Below are 22,732 nucleotides of genomic sequence, written 5' to 3'. Positions count from 1 at the left end.
ACAAAAGGGGAATGCCATGACCAACGACAATCCGATCCATTCCAGTGCTCCGACCGGCATCAGCCGCCGCTATTTCCTGCAGGTGACAGCGGCCGGCGTCGTGACCGCCACCGCGCTCGGCGCATCCGGCCTGAGGGCCAGGGCGGCGGCCTATGAGAAATTCACCTGGATCTCGCCGCGCGGCACGCTCGAAGTGCTGGACGACTATCCTTACTGGTCGGCGAAGAAAGCCGGCTATTTCGGCGACCTCAACACCGACATGCAGCCCGGCCCTTCGGATGGCACCGCGACGGTGAAATTCGTCGATGTCGGCCAGGCCGACATGGGCTTCCCCTCGCCCGGCGTCTTCTCCTTCGCCATTCAGAACGGCATGAAGTTGAAGTCCGTCTTCCACATGGGCGCGCGCGATACTTTCAGCCTCGCCTTCCGCAAGGGCCAGGGCACCAACAACCTCAAGGACCTCGAGGGCAAGACAATTCTGCTCGGCTCCGCCGCCTGGCAGGCGATCGTCGATCCGCTGCTGGCGGCTCAGGGCGTCGACATCAAGAAGGTGAAATATGTCGAGGCCGGCTGGCCGACCTGGGGCACCGCGCTTGCCGGCGGCCAGGGCGATGCGGCGCTTTCCTGGGAAGGCTTGCGCGCCGAATGGATCGCCAAGGGCCTCGATTTCGAATATTGGCTGGGCGTCAAGAATTCCAAGCTGCCGGCCAACACCTTCGTCGTGCGCGCCGCCGACCTCGAGGATGCCGACAAGAAGGCCTTCCTGGAAAAATACCTGCGCGGCTGGGCGATGGGTCTCGAGTTCGGCTACCAGAACCCGCGCGCGGCGGTCGAGGCCGTGTTCGAGCAGTTCCCGACCTTGGCCAAGAACCTCGGTCCCGAGCTCGGCACCACCTCGATCCTGCAGCAGATCAACGTCTTCCGCGGCGACATGGACAAGCGCGGCGGCTGGGGTTCGCACGACATGGCGAGCTGGCAGGGCTTCTTCGACGAGATCCTCAAGATCGGCCAGATCAGCGCGCCGGTGAAGGCCGAGGACGTCTGCACCAACGATCTGATCCCGGCCGCCAACGATTTCGACAAGGCCAAGGTCAAGGCCGATGCCGAGGGCGTGAAACTGTCGGAAGGCTTTGCCGCGCTCGACGTCGACAAGATCAAGGCGCACCTGTTCGATTCCGCCGTCAAGTAACGCGACTGCCATGACCATCGGGCGGCGGGAGGCGCCGTCCGCCATTCCGTTCAAAGAGCATTGGGGAGGCTTCGATGGCCGACAAGGTGAAAATACTGGTGGTTGGTCTGGGCAATATGGGCGCATCGCATGCCAGCGCCTATCACCGCTCCGAAGGTTTCGAGATCGTCGGCATCATGAGCCGCTCGATCAAAAGCAACAAGAAGATCCCCAAGGAACTCGCCGGCTACCCGCTCTATGAGGATTTCGACCTGGCGCTGAAGGAGACGAAACCGGACGCGGTCTCGATCAACAGCTGGCCGAACACGCATGCCGAATACGCGTTGAAGGCGATCGCCGCCAATTGCCATGTCTTCATGGAAAAGCCCCTGGCCACCAACATCGAGGACGCAGAGAAGGTGGTGGCCGCGGCGCGGGCGAAGAACCGCAAGCTGGTGCTGGGCTATATCCTGCGCGTCCACCCGTCCTGGATCAAATTCATCGAGGTCGGCAAGACGCTCGGCAAGCCGCTGGTGATGCGCCTGAACCTCAACCAGCAGAGCAGCGGCACTGCGTGGCACTGGCACAAGAACCTGATCGATTCGCTGATCCCGATCGTCGACTGCGGCGTCCACTATGTCGACGTCATGTGCCAACTGACCGGCGCCAAGCCGGTGCGCGTGCACGGCATCGGCGCAAAACTCTGGGCCGAGGCCGACAAGCAGAATTACGGCCATTTGCACGTCACCTTCGATGACGGCTCGGTCGGCTGGTATGAGGCCGGCTGGGGCCCGATGATGAGCGAGACGGCCTATTTCGTGAAGGACGTGGTTGGCCCGAAGGGCGCCGTCTCGATCGTCGCCGGCCAGTCGGGCAGCAGCGCCAAGGATGCCGAGGAAGTGTCCGATTCCGCCGACATCGACCGCCATACCAAGACCGACGCGCTGAAGATCCACTATGCGCAGGTCGACGGCGACAAGAATTTTGCCAAGCCCGACGAGATCGTCAGCATGGAGGACGAGCCCGGGCACCAGGAACTCTGCGACCGCGAGCAGGCCTTCTTCCTGCGCGCCATCCGCGAGGACCTCGATCTGACCGAGCAGATGGACGCGGCCGTCAACAGCCTGCGCATCGTACTGGCGGCGGAGCAGAGCATCGCGGAGAAGCGGACCGTCGAGCTGGCCTGAACCTTCTCTGTCACCAGTCGCGCCACTCCCCTCATCCGGCCGCTTCGCGGCCACCTTCTCCCCGGCGGGGAGAAGAGATTGGCGCCGGCGCTGACAATCTCCTCTCCCCGCCGGGGAGAGGTCAGCCGAGCGAAGCGAGGCTGGGTGAGGGTGAGTCCAGCGATCGGCAATCATAGGGAGGAACACATGACCGCGATTTCGGAGAGCTTGATTGCGACCTACACCAACTCCGACGCGCTGGCGCTCGCCGGCCTGGTAAAGCGCGGCGAGGTTTCGCCGGCTGAGCTCGTCGAAGCGGCGATCACCATGATCGAGCGCCTCAACCCGTCGCTCAATGCCGTCATCCACCGTCTCTACGACATGGCGCGCAGCCAAGCTGCGACAGTGGACAAGAACGCGCCTTTCGCCGGCGTGCCTTATCTCCTCAAGGAGCTCGCTTCGTCCTGGAAAGGCGCGCCTCTCACCAACTCGTGCCGCTACCTGAAGGACTTCGTCGCCGATTCCGACAGCGAGGTGGTGTGCCGCATCAAGGCCGCCGGGCTCGTCCTCGTCGGCAAATCCAACGCGCCGGAGAACGGCTGGTCGATCACCACCGAGCCAAAACTCTACGGCGCGACGAAGAACCCGTGGAAGCAAGGGATCACGCCGGGCGGCTCCAGCGGCGGTGCTGCCGCCGCGATCGCTTCGCGCATGGTGCCGATCGCCGAGGCCAGCGACGGCGCAGGCTCGATCCGCGTGCCGGCTTCCTGTTGCGGCATTGTCGGCCTGAAGCCTTCGCGCGGCCGCGTCAGCCTCGCGCCCTACGGCGACTATTGGTATGGCGGCGCCTATTTCCTCTGCTGCTCGCGCACCGTACGCGACACCGCTGCCTATCTCGACGCGGTGGCCGGCGCCCTGCCCGGCGACGCCTACACCCCACCGGTTCCGACGGACAGCTGGCTCAACCTCTCCGCACGGGCGCTGAAGAAGCTGCGCATCGGCTTTACCGTCACGCCGCCGAACGGCGCCGCGATGGATCCTGAAGTCAAGCAGACGGTGCTTTCCACGGTCGCCGCGCTCGAACGTCTCGGCCACGATGTCGAGGAGCACGACATGCCGCTCGACGCCGATGCTGCCTGGAAAACCTACACCGACATGACCAACGTGCAGACGGCCGCCACCTTCGGCTTCCTCGAAACGCTGGTCGGCCGCCCCGTCACGCCGAACGATGTCGAGCCGGTGACCTGGGCGGTCATCGAGCGCGGCCGCGCGACCAGCGGCATCAAACATGTTTCCGATGTCGAGCAACTGAGGCTGATCGGCCGCGATATCGTCGGCGACCTAAACCCCTATGACATCTTCATCACCCCGACGCTGACGCAGCTGCCGCGCCCGCTCGGCTACTACGACATGTCGGAGACCGAGCTCGACCGCTACAACGCCAAATGGGGCGACGCGGTCTTCAACTTCCCCTTCAACATCTCCGGCCTGCCGGCGATCTCGCTGCCGCTCGGGCAATCGGCCGCTGGCGTGCCGATCGGCGTCCAGCTCGTCGGCCGTTACGGCGACGAGGCGACGGTGCTGGCGCTGTCCACACAGTTGGAAGGCGAGATGCCGTGGAAGGACCGACGGCCGGCGCTGTAGGAGCGAGAAGCTCGATTGGGTCAGCGCGCCAATGGATGGCCTCGCGAAGTGCCCACGTGAAATGCCAATTGCGAAGGTCAGCACCGCCCTGTGGTGGCATTTGATCGTGACGCATCCTTCGCTAAGCTGCGGAACTCTCTTCGATCAAGCCGAGCTGCCTGGCGCACCGCATAAGTCTACCAACCTGTCCACGCCGGATCGAGTGGTGCCCATTCTCGTAAAGCTCAACGATCCAATCTTCGTCATCTTCACTCAGATCCAATCGCGCTTCATAGCAATGTCGCAGCAAGCGGCTGATGCTAAAACCACGGTGTTTAGCCACCAGGACCAAGCTGTCTCGCACCTCAAGCAGTTTCTCGACCTGTCGAGTGGTCAACTCATCGTCAACATAGCCAATTATGCTTTCGACGAATCCCGTCTCCCACTCGGTCAATGCCTCACGCTCGGATGCAAGCAATAATCTCGCAATAGATCGCGCTGCGGCGATGTCTTTGCGGATACGCTCAATCTCACTCCAAGATGCCATATGCCATCTCCGACTATCAGGTCGCAGGCAACAAGGACAAACTGTGGATAATTGCGGGGACAATATTTAAGTGAGTCGCCGCCTCAGGGAAAGAGCACCTGCGGACAGCTCACCTTGGCAACAGGTTCACGGCCGAATTAGCCAGGCCAAATTCCTATAAAATTCCTATATCTTTCCCATCCGCCCCGTCTCGAACCTTTATGGCGATCGGGTCCATATCTCCCTTCGAAGAAACGCTTTGATCGCCGTCGCCGCCAAGGTGACGAGCGTCCGTGTGCAGTTTTGAGCCCGCCACCGCGAGCCCGCAAACACAAAGTGGAAACAAAGGAAGACCAGCCATGGATCTTATAGTTCTCGGGATCGGAATTTTGTTCTTCGCCCTGTCCTTAGCCTACGTCAAAGCCTGCGACAGAATCTGAGCGGAAGGGCCGGATCATGCTTCTCGATTACATTCTTGGCGGCGCGGTGACCTTGTTCCTGCTCGCCTACCTCACCTACGCCCTCATCCGCCCCGAGCGTTTCTGAACGTTCCGGCGCCAGGCACGGAAAGCCATCCCAATGACAATCTACGGCTGGATACAAATCCTTCTCTATTGCGGCATCCTCGTCGCGCTCGTTAAGCCGGTCGGCTCCTATATGCACCGCGTCTTCAACGGCGACCGCACCTTGCTCTCGCCCGTGCTCGTCCCGATCGAGCGCGGCCTCTACCGTTTTTCGGGGACAAGCGAGAAGGAAGAACAGCATTGGGCCGTTTATGCGACGGCTATGCTGCTCTTCAACCTTGTGGGCCTTCTCGTTCTCTATGCGCTGCAGCGAGTGCAGGGCGTGCTGCCCTACAACCCCGCAGGCATGACCGCGGTCGACCCGCAGCTCGCCTTCAACACCGCCGCGAGCTTCATCACCAACACCAACTGGCAGAATTACGGCGGCGAAAGCACGATGTCTTACCTCGTGCAGATGGCGGGCCTCACCGTCCAGAATTTCGTCTCGGCTGCCACCGGCATTGCGATTGCGATCGCGCTGATCCGCGGCTTCGCTCGTGCTTCGGGCAAGTCGATCGGCAATTTCTGGGTCGATCTGACCCGCTGCACGCTCTACGTGCTCCTGCCGATGTGTATCGTGCTGACGCTGGTCTATGTCTGGCTCGGCATTCCGCAGACGCTTGGGCCTTATGTCGACGCCACCACGCTGGAAGGCGCCAGGCAGACCATCGCGCTCGGACCGGTCGCCTCGCAGGTCGCCATCAAGATGCTCGGAACCAATGGCGGCGGCTTCTTCAACGCCAATGCCGCGCATCCGTTCGAGAACCCGGACGCGATCTCGAACATGATCCAGATGCTGACCATCTTCGTGCTCGGCGCCGGCCTCACCAACGTCTTCGGCCGCATGGTCGGCAATCAGCGCCAGGGCTGGGCGATCCTCGCTTCGATGGGTGCGCTGTTCATAATCGGCGTCATCGTCTGCTATTGGGCCGAGGCCGCCGGCAACCCTCTGGTCCATGCGCTCGGCATCGACGGCGGCAACATGGAAGGCAAGGAGACCCGCTTCGGCATCGCCGCCTCGGCACTGTTCGCGGTCATCACCACGGCTGCCTCCTGCGGCGCCGTCAACGCCATGCATGATAGCTTCACCGCGCTTGGCGGCATGATCCCGCTCATCAACATGCAGCTCGGCGAAGTCATCGTCGGCGGCGTCGGCGCCGGTTTCTACGGCATCCTGATGTTCGTCGTCATCGCGGTTTTCGTTGCCGGCCTGATGGTCGGCCGCACGCCGGAATATCTCGGCAAGAAGATCGAGGCCAGGGAGGTCAAGATGGCAATGCTGGCCATCCTGTGCTTGCCGCTGGCCATGCTGATCTTCACGGCCATCGCCGTGGTCCTGCCCAGCGCTGTGGCCTCGATGGCCAATGGCGGGCCGCACGGCTTCTCCGAGGTGCTCTATGCCTATACCTCGGCGGCCGCCAACAACGGCTCGGCCTTCGGCGGCCTCACCGGCAACACGCCTTGGTACAACCTGACCATGGCCATCGGCATGCTGATGGGCCGTTTCCTGGTCATCATCCCGGCTCTGGCCATTGCCGGCTCGCTGGCGGCGAAGAAGACCGTGCCCGCTTCGGCCGGCACCTTCCCGACCGACGGCACGCTGTTCGTTGGCCTGCTGGTCGTCGTCATCATCATCGTCGGCGGCCTCACCTTCTTCCCGTCGCTCGCCGTCGGTCCCATCGTCGAGCATCTGGCGATGATCCATGGACAGACCTTCTGAGATGACCATGCCCGGGTTCAACCGCATACGTCGGCACGACGGTCACCGGACCGGTGACGGAGCGCCCGACAACGGAAGGGACGAGAAGCCTCGTCCTTTCCCGACCCTTTCAACCTTTCTCGGCATGGCGGCCGTGCTGTTCGTGCTGTGGCTGCTGGCCACCGGTCTTCCGCACCTCTTCCCGAAGACCGAACACCCGGCGCCATCCAACATAACCGATACTGGAGCCTCGAAATGAGCCAGTCCAAATCCGCGAGCATTGTCGATGCCCGCATCCTTGTGCCCGCCATCGGCGGCGCCTTCCGCAAGCTGAACCCGCGCACGCTGATCAAGAATCCGGTGATGTTCGTCGTCGCCATTGTCTCGTTGCTCACGACCATCCTTTTCATCCGCGATCTCATCGCCGGGGGCGGCGATCTCGGCTTCACCCTGCAGATCATCATCTGGCTGTGGTTCACCGTGCTGTTCGCGAATTTCGCCGAGGCAGTCGCCGAAGGCCGCGGCAAGGCGCAGGCCGACTCGCTGCGCAAGGCGCGCACCGAGACCCAGGCCAAGCTCCTCGCCAACGGCGACCGCACGAAATTCAAGCTGGTGCCGGGCACCAGCTTGAAGGTCGGCGATGTCGTGCTGGTCGAGGCCGGCGACATCATCCCGTCCGACGGCGAGGTGATCGAAGGCGTGGCCTCCGTCAACGAGGCGGCGATCACCGGCGAATCCGCGCCCGTCATCCGCGAATCCGGCGGCGACCGCTCGGCCGTCACCGGCGGCACCCAGGTGCTGTCCGACTGGATCCGCGTGCGCATCTCCGCCGCGTCCGGCCAGACCTTCCTCGACCGCATGATCTCGCTGGTCGAGGGCGCCGAGCGCCAGAAGACGCCGAACGAGATCGCACTCAACATCCTGCTCGTCGGAATGACGCTGATCTTCGTGCTGGCCACCGCTACCATCCCGAGCTTCGCCTCCTATTCGGGCGGCTATATCCCGGTGACGATCTTGGTTGCTCTGTTCGTGACGCTGATCCCGACCACGATCGGCGCGCTGCTGTCGGCCATCGGCATCGCCGGCATGGACCGCCTGGTGCGCTTCAATGTGCTTGCCATGTCCGGCCGCGCCGTCGAGGCCGCCGGCGACGTCGACACGCTGCTGCTCGACAAGACCGGCACCATCACGCTCGGCAACCGCCAGGCGACCGAGTTCCGTCCGGTCAAGGGCGTCACCGAACAGGAGCTGGCCGATGCCGCCCAGCTCGCCTCGCTCGCCGACGAGACGCCGGAAGGCCGCTCGATCGTCGTGCTGGCCAAGGAGAAATACGGCATCCGCGCCCGCGACATGGCGACCCTGCACGCAGCCTTCGTGCCCTTCACCGCGCAGACCCGCATGAGCGGCGTCGACATCGACGGTTCGTCGGTGCGCAAGGGTGCCGTCGATGCGGTGCTCAATCACGTCAACCAAGCGACCGTCGCCGCCCACGGCACGCGCCCGACAAGCGACGCCATCCGCGATCTCCAGGCCGTTGCCGACGAGATCGCCAAGGCCGGCGGCACGCCGCTGGCGGTCGAGCGCGACGGCCGCCTGCTCGGCGTCGTCCACCTCAAGGACATCGTCAAGGGCGGCATAGCCGAGCGTTTCGCCGAGCTGCGCAAGATGGGCATCCGCACGGTGATGATCACCGGCGACAACCCGCTGACCGCGGCAGCCATCGCCGCTGAAGCCGGCGTCGACGACTTCCTTGCCCAGGCGACGCCTGAGAACAAGCTGTCGCTGATCCGCGAGGAGCAGGCCAAGGGCAAGCTGGTCGCGATGTGCGGCGACGGCACCAATGACGCGCCGGCGCTCGCCCAGGCCGATGTCGGCGTCGCCATGAACACCGGCACGGTCGCCGCGCGCGAAGCCGGCAACATGGTCGACCTCGACAGCGACCCGACCAAGCTGATCGAGATCGTCGAGATCGGCAAGGCGCTGTTGATGACGCGCGGCTCGCTGACGACCTTCTCGATCGCCAACGACGTGGCCAAGTACTTCGCCATCATCCCGGCGATGTTCGCGGTCTTCTATGTCGCGCCCGGTCAGCCCACTGGTCCGCTGCAGGCGCTCAACATCATGCATCTGGCGACGCCGCAGAGCGCCATCCTGTCGGCCATCATCTTCAACGCGCTGATCATCATCGCCCTGATCCCGCTGTCGCTGAAGGGCGTGAAATATCGTGCCATCGGCGCCGGCTCGCTGCTCACCCGCAACCTGCTCGTCTACGGCCTCGGCGGCATCATCGTGCCCTTTGTCGGCATCAAGGCGATCGACCTGATCGTCACGGCCCTCGGCCTCGCATAAGGACTTATCCCGATGTTCAAGCAACTCAGACCCGCTATCGTCATGATCGTCTTCTTTACGGTGTTGACCGGCCTGATCTATCCGATCGGCATGACCGGCATTGCCCAGGCGCTGTTTCCGAACCAGGCCAATGGCAGCCTGATCGAGAGGGACGGCAAGGTCATCGGCTCCAGCCTGATCGGCCAGGCCTTTGCCAATGACCGCTATTTCCACGGCCGGCCGTCGGCCGCCGGCGACGGCTACAATGCGACGGCCTCCAGCGGCTCGAATCTCGGTCCGACAAACGCGAAATTGATCGAGCGCATCAAGGGCGACGCCGAGAAGCTGAAGGCCGAGAACCCGAACGCGCCGGTGCCGATGGACCTCGTCACGACCTCCGGCAGCGGCCTCGATCCCGACATCAGCCCCGAGGCGGCCTATTTCCAGGTGCCGCGCGTCGCCAAGGCCCGCGGCGTTGACGAGGCCAAGGTCCAGGCGCTCGTCGACGGCCATGTCGAAGCGCGCGAGCTTGGCATCTTGGGCGAGCCGGTGGTCAATGTGCTGGCGCTGAACCTGGCGCTGGACGAGCTGAAGTGATCCACGCGCCGGGGATCGACACGGTCCCCGGCGCAATCCATGATTGGACTGATGCCCGACGACAGGACCGACTCCGAGAACCGCCCCTCCCCCGACGCGCTGCTGGAGCATGCCGAGCGCGAGGGCCGTGGCCGGCTGCGCATATTTCTCGGCGCGGCACCCGGCGTCGGCAAGACCTACGAGATGCTGATGGCGGGCCGCGCCCGCCGCGCCGACGGCGTCGATGTCGTCATCGGCATCGTCGAGACCCACGGCCGCAAGGAAACCCAGGCGCTGGTCGACGGCTATGAGGTGATCCCGCGCCGCCTGGTCGACTATCGCGGCCAGACCTTGGACGAGATGGACATCGACGCCATCCTGAAGCGGCGCCCTGCTTTGGTCCTTGTCGACGAGCTTGCCCACACCAACGCGCCAGGCAGCCGGCATCCCAAGCGCTATCTCGACGTCCAGGAGATCCTGGCGCAAGGCATCGACGTCTACACCACGCTGAACATCCAGCATGTCGAGAGCCTGAACGACGTCGTCGCCCAGATCACCCGCGTCAGGGTGCGCGAGACGGTTCCCGACTCCATCATCGACGAGGCGGACGACATCGAGGTCATCGATCTCACCCCCAACGACCTCATCAAGCGGCTGCATGACGGCAAGGTCTATTTCCCCAACACCGCGCAGCGCGCCATCGAGAACTATTTCTCACCGGGCAATCTGACGGCGCTGCGCGAGCTGGCGCTGCGCCGCACCGCCCAGCGCGTCGACGAACAGCTGCTCAATCACATGCAGTCGCACGCCATTCCCGGCCCCTGGGCGGCCGGCGAGCGCGTGCTCGTCTGCGTCGACTCGCAACCTGGCGGCGCGGCCCGCATCCGCTATGCGCGCCGGCTCGCCGACCGGCTGCGCGCGCCCTGGACGGCGCTTCACATCGACACGCCGCGTTTGGCCGGCATGTCCGAGGAAGACAAGGACCGGCTGGCCAGGAACCTGCGCCTTGCCGAGCAGCTCGGCGCCGAGATCACCACCATCCCCGGCCAGAACGTCGCCCAGGACATCGTGCGCCATGCGACGACGAACAATTTTACCCATATCGTCATCGGCCGGCCTACCCGTTCGCGCTGGCGCGAGCTGATCGAGGGTTCGCTCACCTATGATCTGATCCGCAATGCCGGCGACATCAGCGTCCACGTCATTTCCGGCGCCGAGCGCGATACCGACACGCCCTCGACGCGGCTCAAAGCCGCGCCCGAGCAGAAGCCTTTCCAGATCTGGCCCTATCTGATCTCGACCGTCTATGTCGCCGGCGCGCTGGCCGTCAGCTCGATCCTCGACCAGTTCCTCGACGTCCGCAATCTTGCCAGCGTCCTGCTGCTGGCGGTGCTGACGTCGGCGGTCACCTTCGGGCTCTGGCCGGCGCTCTATGCCTGTTTCGTGAGCGCGCTTGCCTTCAACTTCTTCTTCCTCGAGCCGCGCTACACGTTGACGATCCGGGACCCGGAAAGCATCGTAGCCTTCGCCGTCTTCCTCGTCGTCGCCGTGATTGCCAGCAATCTGACGGCGCGCGTGCAGCGCCAGGCGGTCGCCGCGCGCTCGCGGGCGCGCGCCACCGAGGATATCTATTCCTTTTCCAAGAAGCTCGCCGGCGCCGGCACGCTCGACGATGTGCTGTGGGCCACCGCCTTCCAGATCGCCTCGATGCTGAAGGTCCGGGTCGTGCTGCTTCTGCCGGAAAACGGCACCATCACCGTCAAGGCCGGCTATCCGCCGGACGATACCCTGGCCGAGGCCGATATCGCGGCCGCGCGCTGGGCCTGGGAGCACAACCGCGCCGCCGGCCGCGGCGCCGACACCTTGCCCGGGGCAAAACGCCTCTATCTCCCCTTGCGGACGGGGCGGACCGCGATTGGCGTGGTCGGCCTCGACAACGACAAGCAGGGACCGCTGCTGACGCCCGAGCAGCAACGCCTGCTCGACGCCTTGGTCGACCAGGCAGCGGTGGCCATCGAGCGCGTCCAGCTCGTTGCCGATGTCGACCGCGCCCGGCTTGCGGCTGAAGCGGACCGGTTGCGCTCGGCGCTGCTCACCTCGATCTCGCACGACCTGAAGACGCCGCTCGCCGCGATCATGGGCGCGGCCGGCACGCTGAAGGAATTCGCGCCGGCGCTGCCGGAAAACGATCGCGCGGAGCTTCTGTCGACGGTCGTCAGCGAATCGGAGCGGCTGAACCGGTTCATCGCCAATCTGCTCGACATGACCAGGATCGAATCGGGCGCGATGGAGCCGAATTACGCGCTCCATTATGTCGGCGATGTCGTCGGCTCGGCGCTGAACCGGGCGCAGAAGATCACCGCCGAGCACACAATAGAGACCGACATTCCGGCCGACCTGCCGATGCTGCGGCTCGATCCCGTGCTGTTCGAGCAGGCGCTGTTCAACCTGCTCGACAATGCCGCCAAATACGCCGCGCCCGGCTCGATCATCCGGCTGCAGGCCTGGGTCGACAATGGCGCCATCATCCTGCAGGTGATGGATGAGGGGCCGGGCATCCCGCCGGGCGACCTGGAGCGGATATTCGATACCTTCTACCGCGTGCGCAAACGCGACCAGGTGCGTGCCGGCACGGGTCTCGGCCTGTCGATCAGCCGCGGTTTCATCGAGGCGATGGGCGGCACGATCGCGGCGGCCAACCGCACCGACCGTCCAGGCGCGATCTTCACCATCCGCATGCCGGTGCCGGCTGAGTTGCCGGCGCTCGACGCGCCGCTTACGGATGATGCGGCATGACAAATCAGACCGTGTCCATATTGGTCGTCGACGACGAGCCGCCGATCCGCAAATTGCTGCGCGTTGGCTTGGGCAGCCAGGGCTATACGGTCTCCGAGGCGCCGAACGCCAAGGCGGCGATCGAGCTCCTGCGGACCGAACGGCCGGACCTGATCCTGCTCGATCTCGGCCTGCCCGGCATGACCGGCCTGGAGCTGCTCGGCAAATGGCGTGGCGAGGGTCTCGACATTCCGGTCGTGATCCTGTCCAGCCGCACCGACGAGGCCGGCATCGTCTCGGCGCTCGAGCTCGGTGCCGACGACTACGTAACCAAGCCCTTCGGCATGAACGAGCTGGTCGCGCGCATCCGCGTGGCGCTGCGCCACAAGTTCCAGCAGCAGGGCGAGAAGCCGGTGTTCCACACCGGCGATCTTTCGGTCGACCTGGTGAAGCGCATCGTCAAGGTCGAGGGCAAGGAGGTGAAGCTGTCGCCCAAGGAATACGACATCCTGCGCATGCTGGTGCAATATGCCGGCAAGGTGCTGACGCACCAGTTCCTGATGAAGCAGATCTGGAACGACTCGACCGACGTGCAATATCTGAGGGTCTATGTCCGCCAGTTGCGGCAGAAGATCGAGAAGACCCCGGACCAGCCGCGCTACATCATCACCGAGACGGGCGTCGGATATCGTTTGCGCGAGGTGGACGGAAACGAATAAGGCGACCGGCTTTCGCCATCGCCTCAAAATGAATACCGTCGTTGTGGATCAATCCGCCGACAGATCCGCCGTCCGCGCCAGCGCGCTTCCAAAACCGTTGAGCGAGATGGTGAAGGAGATCGGCCGCATGGTGTCCGCCGCCGTAGCATTGATCTTCAGCGTGGTTGCGTTCTGCAGCAGCGGCGTGGTGTCGGTATCGAACGTCACCGGCACCAGGCAACCCACCGCCTGGCAGGTGTTGAACTGCAGCGTGCCGTCGAGCTTCTTGTCGTCGATTTCGAGCGCGACGCCGTTGGCGAGCGCAAGTCCGAAGGGCAGCGCCAGCGTGCCGCTGGCGTCCTGGCCGGTCTTGGTTGTCAATTCGATCGCCAGCAGCCGCTGGCCGCTCTGCTTGTTGAACTGCTGATGCGACAGGCTGCAGACCTTGTTGGTACTGGTGACCTGGCAGTTCACCGTCCAGTCGCCATGCGTTTCCGAAAGCGCCGACGCGCCACCCGGCAGTTGCGGCTTGGCCGCCGCGCCGGCGGGCTGGGCGGCCACCTTGTCGCCCTTGTTCTGCGCGGCGAATGCCGGCGGACCGACGATGCCCGCGACGGCCAGCATAGCTATGGCAAACTTATACCTGATTTTCATCGAATCCCTCTTTGCCAACCGGCCAGTCGCGTGGACGGGCGGAGCCGCTGTTAGAGCCGCCAGCCGCCGCCGCCGTCAAGTGCAAGGCTGAGGCACGGGCCGGATTTCTTTGGCATGACAATCGATCAGCTGACCATGGCGCCGCGGGTCGAACACCCTATATTAGATCGAGGTTCTGTTTTTGATGCGGACAAGGAAGCCATGTCGTCCCGCGGCCTATTGACCTTTCTGATTTCAGCTGTCCTGGCGGCCTCCGGCTTGCTGAGCATGGCTTCCGGCATATCGGCCCAGGTCGTCATCCCGACGAATCGCAACGCGTTGGTGCAGCAGAACCAGCTGCAACAGTTGCAGAACCAATTGCAGCGGCAGCAATACCAGCAGCAGCAGCAGATCTATCGTGAGCTCGACCGGCCCACCGCGCGCCAGCCTCAGCCCAACGTGCCGGTATATGATCAGACATGTCGAATGGAAGCGGTCGGCAACACGATTTCGCGGGTTTGCCGCTGACATTTTGTTTTTTTCAGGTTATTAGCCGACTTACTTACCGGCAAAATACCGGATTGCGAGGGCGGTGGTTTTAGAGCAATTCCAGGAAAGTGTGACACGGTTTTCCGTCAGGAATTGCGTAAAAACAGAAAGATAGAGCGGTTCGCCGTTTCCACGAAACGGTGAGACGCTCTAGGGTTTGCAGGGGGCCAGGTTTTTGCCGCGCCGATAGCGTATGGCAGGGAAGCTGCTCCTACCGGAATTTGGGATGGCAACAACCAAGAAGAAAGCAGTTCGCAAAGCCAAGAAAGGGCAACGGATCCGCCAGGTGGCGGCCATTCCGTTCCGGTTGCGGGAAGACGGTGGCCTCGAAGTGTTGCTCGTCACCTCACGCACCACGCGGCGCTTCATCGTGCCCAAGGGCTGGCCGATGAAAGGCAAGAGCGGACGCAGGGCGGCAACGATCGAAGCCCGGGAAGAGGCCGGTGTTCTCGGCAAGTCGCTGAAGCGGCCTGCCGGTACCTATTCCTATTGGAAACGCATGACCGACGGCTTCATTCGGGTGGACGTTTCGGTCTATCTCCTCCAGGTCACGGAGGAACTTGCCGATTGGCGGGAAGCCGCGAACCGGCAACGCGCATGGCTGCCGCCGGCAGACGCTGCCCTGCTCATCGACGAGCCTGAGCTTTCGACGCTGCTCCGGGATCTGACCATTCCGGCGGCCGATCCGTCCTAAGCGGACACCTGTTCAGTATCGTTCGGCCCATGGCGGCATGCCGGTGTGAATCCACCGCTGGGACCGTCCCCATTCGCAGCTTGACTCACACATATCCCGATGGTTATACGAAGATCAATAGCCACCGGGTTATTGATTAGAAATGACGACCGCCCATGACATGCTGTTCAGGACGCTTGCCGATCCGACACGGCGCGCCATCTTCGAACGTCTCTGCCGCCAGGGCGAGCAGACGGTCGGAGCCCTCACCGCGCAGGCAGGCGTGTCGCAGCCGGCGGTGTCGAAGCATCTGGGCGTGCTCAAGGAAGCGGGGCTGGTGCGCGACCGCCATGAAGGGCGCCAGACCCATTACAGCGCGCAGATCAAGGCGCTTGCGCCATTGATGGATTGGACGCGCGACATGGCGGGGTTTTGGGAAAGCCGGTTCGACGATCTCGAAGACCTGCTCAAAAGGATGGATCAATGAACGAAGCCGCAACGCGCTCCGTCATCGTCGAGCGCGAGATACCTTTTGCGCCGGAAAAGATCTGGCGCGCGCTCACCCAGCCGCATCTCATCGAGGAGTGGCTGATGAAGAACGACTTCAAGCCGGTCGTGGACCATCGCTTCAATCTGAGCGCCGAATGGGGTGGCGTCGACTGCCAGGTGCGGACGGTCGAACCGAACCGGACGCTGTCCTACAGCTGGGACACCAAGGACCTCGAGAGCGTGGTCACCTGGACGCTGACCCCGACGGGCACGGGCACGCATCTGCGCATGGAGCAGGTCGGCTTCCGCACCGATCAGGAGCCGTATTACCGCGGCGCCACCGTCGGCTGGAAAAGATACCTGGCGACCTTGGAGGAGGTCCTTTCGCGGCTCGACTGAAGGTCGCCGCCAACAGCAGGACTGCTCGGAACAACACACTGATTGGCGGGGCGGCACACCGCAGGCGTAAGCCATGGAGATATCGAAATGAAGATCAAGTTGACCAGTATCTATGTCGGCGACCAGGAGAAGGCCCTCGCCTTCTACACCGGTGTTCTGGGCTTCACCAGGAAGGCGGATTTCACCCACGGTCCGTTTCGCTGGCTAACTGTCGTCTCGCCGGACGATCCGGACGGCACTGAGCTGCAGTTGGCGCTGAACGACAATCCGGCGGCAAAGACCTATCAGCAGGCCATCTTCAAGCAGGGCCAGCCGGCGCTGATGCTGTTCAGCGACGACATCAAGGCCGACCATGAGCGCATCAAGGCCAAGGGCGGCACCTTCGCCATGGCGCCGACGGCGGTGACCGGCGCGACCATCGCGCAGCTCAACGACACCTGCGGCAACCTCGTCCAGCTTTCGCAGCTGGCGCGCTGGTAGGCGCCTCGATCCATCTCGTCATTTGCAAGGGAGGTTAGATTGAACTGGAGCAAGTGGATCAGGCAGCTTCACCGCTGGCTGTCGATCATCTTCACCGTCACCGTCATTGCCAATTTCGCCGCCATGGCCATGGGCCCGCCGCCCGCCTGGATCGTCTATTCGCCGTTGATCCCGCTTTTCCTGCTTTTGTTCAGCGGACTCTACATGTTCGTGCTGCCCTATGCCGCCAGATGGCGCGGCGAGCCGGCGGGCGAGCGAACAGGATCGGCCTGATGGTGAAAGCAAAATCGAAGGCCGACGCATCTCCGGACAAGAAGCCGGTCCTGCTCTCGGGCGGCAATCCGCAGATCGCCAAGGGCCATGGCGACGCTCCGGTGCAGGCCTATATCGCGGCGATGCCAGGCTGGAAGAGGGAGGTCGGGCGCCGGCTCGACCAGCTTATCGTGCAAGCCATTCCCAACGTGCAAAAGGCCGTCAAATGGAACTCTCCATTCTACGGCATGGAAGGTGATGGCTGGTTTCTCGGCATCCATTGCTTCGCCAGATACATCAAGGTGGCGTTCTTCCGCGGCCTGTCGCTGGACCCCGTGCCTCCGGTCGAATCCAAGAGCGGGGACACGCGCTATTTGCATATCCACGAGGACGATCGGCTCGACGAGGAGCGGTTCGTTTCCTGGGTGAAACAGGCGAGCCGGCTGCCCGGCGAACGGATGTAAGCGCAAGGAAGCATCAAGCGCCGCCTCCCGAGGGACCACGGCGGCGATGTCATATCCGGCATTGAGGAGAAACCAGACATGCAAGAAGACGGCGAGCAGGACGGTAAGTCTGCATCCGAGCTGATCGATAGAAGGATCGAGGAATTGGGCGACTGGCGCGGCGAGATGCTTGCCCGGCTCCGCGCCCTGATCCGCCAGGCCGCGCCGGAAGCCGTCGAGACATGGAAATGGCGCGGCGTGCCGGTTTGGGAGGATGCCGGCATCATCTGCACCGGCGAGACCTACAAGGCCGTTGTCAAGCTGACCTTCGCCAGAGGCGCGGCGCTGCCCGACCCCAAGAAGCTCTTCAACTCCAGCCTCGAAGGCAACACGAGGCGCGCCATCGATTTCAAGCAAGACGACACGATCGACGCCGATGCGCTGAAGGCGCTCGTACGCGAAGCCGTGACCCTCAACAGATCGAAGACCAAGCACTGAGAGAGGACTGCGGTATAACGCTATCGGGTTGATGTTGCCGGCTTTTCTTCCGCGCCCCGGCAACGCGGACCGATACTATGCGCCAAAATATCGCCACTACGCAGCGTAAGCGTCCTTATGTAGGTTAGCAATATTTCATGAAACAAATACTGGGCGAATTCATCGGCCGTTAAGCCAGGCGCGCTATCTGGATCGATGTCGCCGGCAACCGGGCGACATGCGGGGAAAAATATCGTCTCAACCGACGGATGAGCCAGTCGGACAGACACCGGGGGAGCAGAACGAGCTCCATGGGAATGGGATGAAGTTCTCGTCGACCGATGCCGGTCCGCGTCTGATAGGGCTGGTCTGGCCCTTCGTCGCGGTGGTCCTGGTCCAGGCGCTGGTCGCAACCCTCAGCCTCCACACATTATCGGCGGTCCGCGCCTATGTCGGCGGCGAAAGCCAATGGTCGAAAGGCCAGAAGCACGCCATCTACTTCCTGAACCTCTATGCCGATACCGGCCAGCAGGAATATTTCAACGAATATCGTCAAGCCATCGCCGTGCCGCTCGCCGATCGCGCCGCGCGGCTGGCGCTCGAACAGGCCGAGCCCGACACGAATGCGGCCCGGCTTGGCTTTCTCGGCGGCAACAATCACCCCGACGATGTTGACGGCCTGATCTGGCTGTTCCGGAATTTCCGCGGCGTCAGCTATCTCGACACCGCGATCCGCCACTGGACGGATGCCGACGAGATGATCCTCGCCATCGAGGGACTTGCCGACGAGATGAATCGAAGGCTGGAAAAAGGGCCGGCAACGCTAGCCGAGATCAGCCTCTGGAAGGCGAAAATCCACCAGCTCGACCGCCGGATCGGGCCATTGGCCAAGGCCTTTTCCGACAGCCTCGGCGAGGGATCGCGCTTCATCAAGATGGCGCTGACGGCGGCCAATCTCGCCACCGCCGCCCTGCTTATCCTGCTCGTCGTCTGGCGCACGCGCAAGCTGATGATACAGCGCCAGGCGTTTCAGAGCGCCCTCAACGCCGAGCGCGAGCGTGCCCAGATCACGCTGGCCTCGATCGGCCAGGCCGTCATCAGCACCGATGCCGAGGGGCGGCTTGACTATATGAATGCCGGGGCGGAGCGGCTGCTTGCCTGCTCGCTGACCGCAGCCAGGGGCAGGCCCATCGCCTCGTTGTTCCGGCTTGTCGACAAGGACAGCGGCGTCGAGGAGACCGATCTGATCGCGCGCCTGCTGGCAGGCGAGCCACGCCGCTCCAATGTGCGCCCACAGCTCCTGGAGCGTCCCGACAGCTCGGTCGTGCCGGTGGCGCTGAATGGCGCGCCGCTGATCGTCTCAGGCCAGATCCTCGGCTGTGTCCTGGCCCTGCACGACATGACGCGCGAGCAGGATTATATCGAGCGCCTGTCGTGGCAGGCATCGCATGATGCGCTGACCGGTCTCGTCAACCGCCGCGACTTCGAGAACCGGCTGGCGGGCGCGATCTCCGAAGCGCCGGAAAGGTCGCGCAGGCATGCGCTGATGTATCTCGACCTCGACCAGTTCAAGCTGGTCAACGACACATGCGGCCATGCCGCCGGCGACCAGCTGCTGCGCCAGATCTCGGTGCTGCTCGCCAACGAGCTGCCGCCCGGCGACATCCTGGCCAGGCTGGGCGGCGACGAGTTCGGCGTGCTGCTCTTCGATTGCGATGCCGACTGTGCCGCCGCAACCGCCGAACGGCTGCGCGCCACGGTCCAGGACCTGCATTTCTCCTGGGACGGGCGTCCCTTCAACATCAGCGTCAGCATCGGCATGGTCGAAGTCGCCAATGTCGGCATGACGCTGGAGGAGGTGCTGCGCGCAGCCGATGTCGCCTGCTACATGGCGAAGGAAAAGGGCCGCAACCGCATCCATTTCCACAGCGAGGGCGACACCGCGCTGCGCGAGCGCTTCGGCGAGATGGCCTGGGTGCAGCGCCTGCATGCCGCGCTGGACCAGGACCGCTTCAGGCTGCATGCGCAAGAGATCGCGCCCCTGCGTGACGATATCCGGGAGCAGGGCGCGCATATCGAAATCCTGCTCAGGCTGACCGATGAGGACGGCAGCTTCGTCACGCCGCAGAGCTTCATCCCGGCGGCGGAGCGCTACGGATTGATGCCGGCGATCGACCGCTGGGTGGTGCGCAACACCTTCGCCACCTTGGCAGCCAGGCGCGCCGACCCGCACGCGACGCCGATATCCACCTGCGCGATCAATCTCTCCGGCGCCACCTTTGGCGACGAGACGTTCCTCGGCTTCATGCGCGAGCAGTTCGCCGCGCACGCGATCCTCCCCGAAACGATCTGCCTGGAGATCACCGAGACCAGCGCCATTGCCAATCTTTCCGAAGCCATGCGCTTCATCGCCGATCTGCGCGGGCTTGGCTGCCGCTTCGCGCTCGACGATTTCGGCTCCGGCATGTCGTCCTTCGCCTATCTGAAGCATTTGCCGGTCGACTACCTCAAGATCGACGGCAGCTTCGTCAAGGACATGCTCGACGACCGCATCGACCGCGCGATGGTCGAGATGATCCATCACATCGGCAAGGTGACGGGAAAACGCACCATCGCCGAATTCGTCGAAAGCGAAGGCATCATCGACGCCTTGAAAGCGATCGGCGTCGACTATGCGCAGGGCTATGCGATCGCGCGGCCCCAGCCATTCGACGCAACCACGGTGCTGCGCGGCAATCGCAGCGAGCGCGATGCAATGACGGATGGATGGGAGACTTTGGCGCGGACGCTGCGCCGCAAAGCGGGCTAATCTAGGCGACAATTCCTCCGGCCCGCCGTTCCAGCAGGATCGTCGGCTTCTCGTGATAGGTGGTCCGCAGAATCTCTCCATAACCGTTCTTTTCGGCGACCTTCAGCGAAGCGCCGTTTTCCGGATCGATGATGCAGACGGTTCTCGCTTGTCCCAACGCCTCGTCGCTCCAGGCGACGATCCGCCCGACAACCTCGCTCGCAAGCCCCCGGCCATGCGCCTCCGAAGCCAGGGCCCACCCGGCTTCCGGCACGCCTTCGATCGAAGGTTCGATCTCGCGCTTCAAGTCATGGAAGCCGGCCTCGCCGATGAAGCGCCCCGTCGCCTTGTCCTCGATCGCCCAGAAGCCGTAGCCGATCAGCGACCACAGGCCGGCATGGCGCAGGAAGCGCATCCAGCTTTCCTCGCGCGTGCGCGGCTTGCCGCCGATGAAACGGGTCACCGCAGGTTCCGCCCATATGGCGGCATACGTCTCGAAATCGCCCAGACGATGGGGCCGCAGGATAGTCCGCGCCGTCTCGAGGATCGGCACGCCAGCTTCCGTCTTGATGCTCATGGCACTCCTCTCGTTGAGACGGCAGCGCTTAGTGTGTTTCACCGTTTCGCGAGACGGTGAAACACACTAACTCTTTGTTTTCACGCAATTCCGGACGGAAAACCGCTCACACTTTTCCTGGAATTGCTCTAGCAAACCGGCGTCCCCCGGCAAGGGCCAGGATTGGCCAGCGTCATCCTCCAGCGCAACGATTTCGCTGTCTGGGAATCCTGACCGATGATGCTACTGTTCGGACACAGCATCCAGCCGCGGCGCGGCCGCCAGGCGCAGGGAAGAACATGGACACTACTGACCTTGTATTGGCCATTCTCCATCACCTGCTGGTGTTCTCGCTGGCCGGCATCATCGGCGCCGAGTTCGTGCTGGTGCGCGGCGATCTGGGCGCGGCGACGCTGAAGCGCCTTGCCGGCATCGACCGCCATTACGGCATCATCGCCGCGCTGATCGTCATCGTCGGCGTCTGCCGGGTGTTCTTCGGCCTGAAGGGTTGGGAGTTCTACGTTTACAATTGGGTGTTCTGGGCAAAGATGGCAGCCTTCGCCATCGTCGGCCTGCTGTCGATCGTGCCGACCATGCGCTTCCTCGCCTGGAATAGGCAGGCGAACGGCAATCCGTCTTTCGCCGTGCCGGCGGCAGAACTCGCCTCGGTGAAGAACTATGTCCGCGCCGAAGGCTTCATCTTCCTGCTCATTCCTGTCTTTGCCGCGGCCATGGCGCGCGGCTACGGCTATTAGAGCACGGCCCTAGGCCTCGGCCGGAAACGTCCCATCCAGCGGCGCGATCGGCACCAGTGGGGCGGGTATGTCGGTGGTCTTTTCCTTCGACTTGCAGATATCGGCGATGATGCAGACCGGGCAATCGGGCTTGCGCGCCTTGCAGACATAGCGGCCATGCAGGATCAGCCAGTGATGCGCGTGGCGCATATATTCGGCCGGGATGACCTTGAGCAGCCCCTGCTCGACCTGTTCCGGCGTCTTGCCGGGCGCCAGCCCGATCCGGTTGCCGATGCGGAAGATATGCGTGTCCACCGCCATCGTGTGCTGGCCGAAGGCGACGTTGAGCACGACATTGGCGGTCTTGCGCCCGACGCCCGGCAGCTTCACCAGCTCGTCGCGATCCTGCGGCACCTGGCCCGCATAGTTTTCGATCAGCGCCTTCGACAGCGCGATCACGTTCTTCGCTTTGTTCCGCCACAGGCCGATGGTGCGGATGTAGTCGCCGACCTTGGCCTCGCCCAGCGCCAGCATCCTGGCTGGCGTGTCGGCAGCCGCGAACAATGCCTTGGTCGCCTTGTTGACGCCTGCGTCAGTCGCCTGCGCCGACAACACCACCGCGACCAGCAGGGTGAAGGCGTTGACATAGTCGAGCTCGCCTTTCGGCTCCGGCCGCTGCACGGAAAAGCGCCTGAAGATCTCATGCACCTCGGCGGCACTGTAGAGCGACCGGGAAGCGGCTTTTCGTGGCCGTGCATCAGTCGCCCTGCCGCCGCCGGCAGCGGCGGGTTGAGGCTTTTTGACAGCGATGGATTTTTTGGACTTGGGAGGCGCCATGTCCCTTCCTATAATATTCCGTCATGAGCGACACAAACGCGTCATTCGAAGCCGACCAGCCATTTTTCCAGGCCTTGCTGACGCCGCACCGCTCGCTCGGCCGCACCGGTTTCCTGATCCTGATGGGGGCGCTTGTCTTCGGCTGGGCGGTCACCGGCGCCTTTTTCCTGGCGCATGGCGCCTGGCCGGTGTTCGGCTTCTTCGGCCTCGATGTGATCGCCGTCTATATCGCTTTCCGCGCCAACTATCGCGCCGCGCGCGCCCGCGAGGAAATCACCGTGTCGCGCACCAGCCTCGACA

25 protein-coding genes are annotated in these 22,732 nt (G+C 63.6%); 22 read left to right on the top strand and 3 right to left on the bottom strand.

The features are described 5' to 3' along the window. The first annotated feature begins 16 nt into the window (after window positions 1-16). From EOA23_RS01600 to EOA23_RS01550, 11 genes are all read left to right on the top strand, one after another. A complete protein-coding gene (locus EOA23_RS01600; protein WP_127302652.1) occupies window positions 17-1,189 on the top strand; it encodes an ABC transporter substrate-binding protein in 1,173 nt (390 codons plus the stop codon). A 74-nt stretch (window positions 1,190-1,263) separates the two neighbouring features. After that, on the top strand, window positions 1,264-2,355 hold the full coding sequence (locus tag EOA23_RS01595) for a Gfo/Idh/MocA family oxidoreductase (RefSeq protein ID WP_127302651.1): 1,092 nt from the start codon (window positions 1,264-1,266) through the stop codon (window positions 2,353-2,355). 186 nt (window positions 2,356-2,541) lie between these two features. Continuing rightward, window positions 2,542-3,978 carry an amidase gene (locus EOA23_RS01590; protein WP_127302650.1) on the top strand — a complete coding sequence of 479 codons (1,437 nt, stop codon included), beginning with the start codon at window positions 2,542-2,544 and terminating at the stop codon, window positions 3,976-3,978. A 31-nt stretch (window positions 3,979-4,009) separates the two neighbouring features. After that, window positions 4,010-4,438 (top strand): hypothetical protein, encoded by a 429-nt coding sequence (locus EOA23_RS01585; protein ID WP_126064399.1) that lies wholly within the window; start codon window positions 4,010-4,012, stop codon window positions 4,436-4,438. 501 nt (window positions 4,439-4,939) lie between these two features. Next, the gene (locus tag EOA23_RS01580; protein WP_040990279.1) at window positions 4,940-5,029 is read left to right on the top strand and encodes a K(+)-transporting ATPase subunit F; all 90 of its coding nucleotides are present in this window, start codon (window positions 4,940-4,942) and stop codon (window positions 5,027-5,029) included. Between the two features lie 33 nt (window positions 5,030-5,062). Then, window positions 5,063-6,766 (top strand): potassium-transporting ATPase subunit KdpA, encoded by a 1,704-nt coding sequence (gene kdpA / locus EOA23_RS01575; protein ID WP_127302649.1) that lies wholly within the window; start codon window positions 5,063-5,065, stop codon window positions 6,764-6,766. Between the two features lie 7 nt (window positions 6,767-6,773). Further along, window positions 6,774-7,004 (top strand): hypothetical protein, encoded by a 231-nt coding sequence (locus tag EOA23_RS01570; RefSeq protein ID WP_127302648.1) that lies wholly within the window; start codon window positions 6,774-6,776, stop codon window positions 7,002-7,004. Beyond that, the gene (gene kdpB, locus EOA23_RS01565; protein ID WP_127302647.1) at window positions 7,001-9,094 is read left to right on the top strand and encodes a potassium-transporting ATPase subunit KdpB; all 2,094 of its coding nucleotides are present in this window, start codon (window positions 7,001-7,003) and stop codon (window positions 9,092-9,094) included. Before EOA23_RS01570 ends, kdpB begins: the two co-directional genes overlap by 4 nt. Window positions 9,095-9,106: 12 nt before the next feature. After that, a complete protein-coding gene (kdpC, locus tag EOA23_RS01560) occupies window positions 9,107-9,670 on the top strand; it encodes a potassium-transporting ATPase subunit KdpC (RefSeq protein WP_127302646.1) in 564 nt (187 codons plus the stop codon). Between the two features lie 51 nt (window positions 9,671-9,721). Further along, the gene (locus tag EOA23_RS01555) at window positions 9,722-12,445 is read left to right on the top strand and encodes a sensor histidine kinase KdpD (protein ID WP_127302645.1); all 2,724 of its coding nucleotides are present in this window, start codon (window positions 9,722-9,724) and stop codon (window positions 12,443-12,445) included. Then, window positions 12,442-13,143: a response regulator transcription factor gene (locus tag EOA23_RS01550; protein ID WP_127302644.1), complete on the top strand. Its 702-nt coding sequence runs from the start codon at window positions 12,442-12,444 to the stop codon at window positions 13,141-13,143. The genes EOA23_RS01555 and EOA23_RS01550 overlap by 4 nt, the downstream gene beginning before the upstream one ends. 48 nt (window positions 13,144-13,191) lie before the next feature. Here the strand turns inward: EOA23_RS01550 and EOA23_RS01545 are convergent, their stop codons facing one another. Beyond that, window positions 13,192-13,776 (bottom strand): invasion associated locus B family protein, encoded by a 585-nt coding sequence (locus EOA23_RS01545; RefSeq protein WP_127302643.1) that lies wholly within the window; start codon window positions 13,774-13,776, stop codon window positions 13,192-13,194. A gap of 114 nt (window positions 13,777-13,890) precedes the next feature. Between EOA23_RS01545 and EOA23_RS36265 the strand changes: the two genes are divergently transcribed. The 9 genes from EOA23_RS36265 (at window position 13,891) to EOA23_RS01500 (ending at window position 20,326) form a co-directional block, all read left to right on the top strand. Further along, the gene (locus tag EOA23_RS36265) at window positions 13,891-14,283 is read left to right on the top strand and encodes a hypothetical protein (RefSeq protein WP_245473949.1); all 393 of its coding nucleotides are present in this window, start codon (window positions 13,891-13,893) and stop codon (window positions 14,281-14,283) included. Window positions 14,284-14,530: 247 nt separating this feature from the next. Next, the gene (locus EOA23_RS01535) at window positions 14,531-14,998 is read left to right on the top strand and encodes an NUDIX hydrolase (protein ID WP_127302642.1); all 468 of its coding nucleotides are present in this window, start codon (window positions 14,531-14,533) and stop codon (window positions 14,996-14,998) included. Window positions 14,999-15,140: 142 nt separating this feature from the next. Beyond that, entirely contained in the window at window positions 15,141-15,464 is a 324-nt protein-coding gene (locus tag EOA23_RS01530) for a metalloregulator ArsR/SmtB family transcription factor (RefSeq protein WP_126064393.1), read from the top strand. After that, window positions 15,461-15,865 carry an SRPBCC domain-containing protein gene (locus tag EOA23_RS01525; RefSeq protein WP_127302641.1) on the top strand — a complete coding sequence of 135 codons (405 nt, stop codon included), beginning with the start codon at window positions 15,461-15,463 and terminating at the stop codon, window positions 15,863-15,865. The genes EOA23_RS01530 and EOA23_RS01525 overlap by 4 nt, the downstream gene beginning before the upstream one ends. Window positions 15,866-15,952: 87 nt before the next feature. Beyond that, window positions 15,953-16,345: a VOC family protein gene (locus tag EOA23_RS01520; protein WP_127302640.1), complete on the top strand. Its 393-nt coding sequence runs from the start codon at window positions 15,953-15,955 to the stop codon at window positions 16,343-16,345. Window positions 16,346-16,384: 39 nt separating this feature from the next. Beyond that, the gene (locus tag EOA23_RS01515) at window positions 16,385-16,618 is read left to right on the top strand and encodes a hypothetical protein (protein WP_095769283.1); all 234 of its coding nucleotides are present in this window, start codon (window positions 16,385-16,387) and stop codon (window positions 16,616-16,618) included. Continuing rightward, complete coding sequence (locus EOA23_RS01510; RefSeq protein WP_210212463.1) at window positions 16,618-17,061, top strand: DUF1801 domain-containing protein; 444 nt, start codon at window positions 16,618-16,620, stop codon at window positions 17,059-17,061. The genes EOA23_RS01515 and EOA23_RS01510 overlap by 1 nt, the downstream gene beginning before the upstream one ends. A 78-nt stretch (window positions 17,062-17,139) precedes the next feature. Continuing rightward, the gene (locus EOA23_RS01505; protein WP_127302638.1) at window positions 17,140-17,538 is read left to right on the top strand and encodes a DUF1801 domain-containing protein; all 399 of its coding nucleotides are present in this window, start codon (window positions 17,140-17,142) and stop codon (window positions 17,536-17,538) included. 301 nt (window positions 17,539-17,839) lie between these two features. Beyond that, window positions 17,840-20,326: an EAL domain-containing protein gene (locus tag EOA23_RS01500; protein ID WP_127302637.1), complete on the top strand. Its 2,487-nt coding sequence runs from the start codon at window positions 17,840-17,842 to the stop codon at window positions 20,324-20,326. 1 nt (window position 20,327) lies between these two features. On the opposite strand, the gene EOA23_RS01495 is transcribed toward EOA23_RS01500, so the two are convergent. Beyond that, entirely contained in the window at window positions 20,328-20,882 is a 555-nt protein-coding gene (locus tag EOA23_RS01495) for a GNAT family N-acetyltransferase (RefSeq protein ID WP_127302636.1), read from the bottom strand. 278 nt (window positions 20,883-21,160) lie between these two features. Between EOA23_RS01495 and EOA23_RS01490 the strand changes: the two genes are divergently transcribed. Further along, a complete protein-coding gene (locus EOA23_RS01490) occupies window positions 21,161-21,616 on the top strand; it encodes a DUF2214 family protein (RefSeq protein ID WP_127302635.1) in 456 nt (151 codons plus the stop codon). A gap of 9 nt (window positions 21,617-21,625) precedes the next feature. On the opposite strand, the gene nth is transcribed toward EOA23_RS01490, so the two are convergent. Next, window positions 21,626-22,432, bottom strand: coding sequence for an endonuclease III (nth, locus tag EOA23_RS01485; protein WP_127302634.1), 807 nt, complete (start codon window positions 22,430-22,432; stop codon window positions 21,626-21,628). Between the two features lie 23 nt (window positions 22,433-22,455). On the opposite strand from nth, the gene EOA23_RS01480 reads away from it, so the two are divergent. Continuing rightward, the coding region (locus EOA23_RS01480) for a DUF2244 domain-containing protein (RefSeq protein WP_127302633.1) at window positions 22,456-22,732 on the top strand (277 nt) is incomplete at its 3' end.

This window comes from Mesorhizobium sp. M2A.F.Ca.ET.042.01.1.1 (assembly GCF_003997405.1).
Lineage (GTDB): Bacteria > Pseudomonadota > Alphaproteobacteria > Rhizobiales > Rhizobiaceae > Mesorhizobium.
This window is presented reverse-complemented; position numbering and strand designations above follow the sequence as displayed.

Coding starts and splice junctions, on each gene's coding strand:
- EOA23_RS01600 (WP_127302652.1), top strand. CDS start 17: ATGACCAACGACAATCCGATCCATTCCAGTGCTCCGACCGGCATCAGC.
- EOA23_RS01595 (WP_127302651.1), top strand. CDS start 1,264: ATGGCCGACAAGGTGAAAATACTGGTGGTTGGTCTGGGCAATATGGGC.
- EOA23_RS01590 (WP_127302650.1), top strand. CDS start 2,542: ATGACCGCGATTTCGGAGAGCTTGATTGCGACCTACACCAACTCCGAC.
- EOA23_RS01585 (WP_126064399.1), top strand. CDS start 4,010: ATGGATGGCCTCGCGAAGTGCCCACGTGAAATGCCAATTGCGAAGGTC.
- EOA23_RS01580 (WP_040990279.1), top strand. CDS start 4,940: ATGCTTCTCGATTACATTCTTGGCGGCGCGGTGACCTTGTTCCTGCTC.
- kdpA (WP_127302649.1), top strand. CDS start 5,063: ATGACAATCTACGGCTGGATACAAATCCTTCTCTATTGCGGCATCCTC.
- EOA23_RS01570 (WP_127302648.1), top strand. CDS start 6,774: ATGCCCGGGTTCAACCGCATACGTCGGCACGACGGTCACCGGACCGGT.
- kdpB (WP_127302647.1), top strand. CDS start 7,001: ATGAGCCAGTCCAAATCCGCGAGCATTGTCGATGCCCGCATCCTTGTG.
- kdpC (WP_127302646.1), top strand. CDS start 9,107: ATGTTCAAGCAACTCAGACCCGCTATCGTCATGATCGTCTTCTTTACG.
- EOA23_RS01555 (WP_127302645.1), top strand. CDS start 9,722: ATGCCCGACGACAGGACCGACTCCGAGAACCGCCCCTCCCCCGACGCG.
- EOA23_RS01550 (WP_127302644.1), top strand. CDS start 12,442: ATGACAAATCAGACCGTGTCCATATTGGTCGTCGACGACGAGCCGCCG.
- EOA23_RS01545 (WP_127302643.1), bottom strand. CDS start 13,776: ATGAAAATCAGGTATAAGTTTGCCATAGCTATGCTGGCCGTCGCGGGC.
- EOA23_RS36265 (WP_245473949.1), top strand. CDS start 13,891: ATGACAATCGATCAGCTGACCATGGCGCCGCGGGTCGAACACCCTATA.
- EOA23_RS01535 (WP_127302642.1), top strand. CDS start 14,531: ATGGCAACAACCAAGAAGAAAGCAGTTCGCAAAGCCAAGAAAGGGCAA.
- EOA23_RS01530 (WP_126064393.1), top strand. CDS start 15,141: ATGACGACCGCCCATGACATGCTGTTCAGGACGCTTGCCGATCCGACA.
- EOA23_RS01525 (WP_127302641.1), top strand. CDS start 15,461: ATGAACGAAGCCGCAACGCGCTCCGTCATCGTCGAGCGCGAGATACCT.
- EOA23_RS01520 (WP_127302640.1), top strand. CDS start 15,953: ATGAAGATCAAGTTGACCAGTATCTATGTCGGCGACCAGGAGAAGGCC.
- EOA23_RS01510 (WP_210212463.1), top strand. CDS start 16,618: ATGGTGAAAGCAAAATCGAAGGCCGACGCATCTCCGGACAAGAAGCCG.
- EOA23_RS01505 (WP_127302638.1), top strand. CDS start 17,140: ATGCAAGAAGACGGCGAGCAGGACGGTAAGTCTGCATCCGAGCTGATC.
- EOA23_RS01500 (WP_127302637.1), top strand. CDS start 17,840: ATGAAGTTCTCGTCGACCGATGCCGGTCCGCGTCTGATAGGGCTGGTC.
- EOA23_RS01495 (WP_127302636.1), bottom strand. CDS start 20,882: ATGAGCATCAAGACGGAAGCTGGCGTGCCGATCCTCGAGACGGCGCGG.
- EOA23_RS01490 (WP_127302635.1), top strand. CDS start 21,161: ATGGACACTACTGACCTTGTATTGGCCATTCTCCATCACCTGCTGGTG.
- nth (WP_127302634.1), bottom strand. CDS start 22,432: ATGGCGCCTCCCAAGTCCAAAAAATCCATCGCTGTCAAAAAGCCTCAA.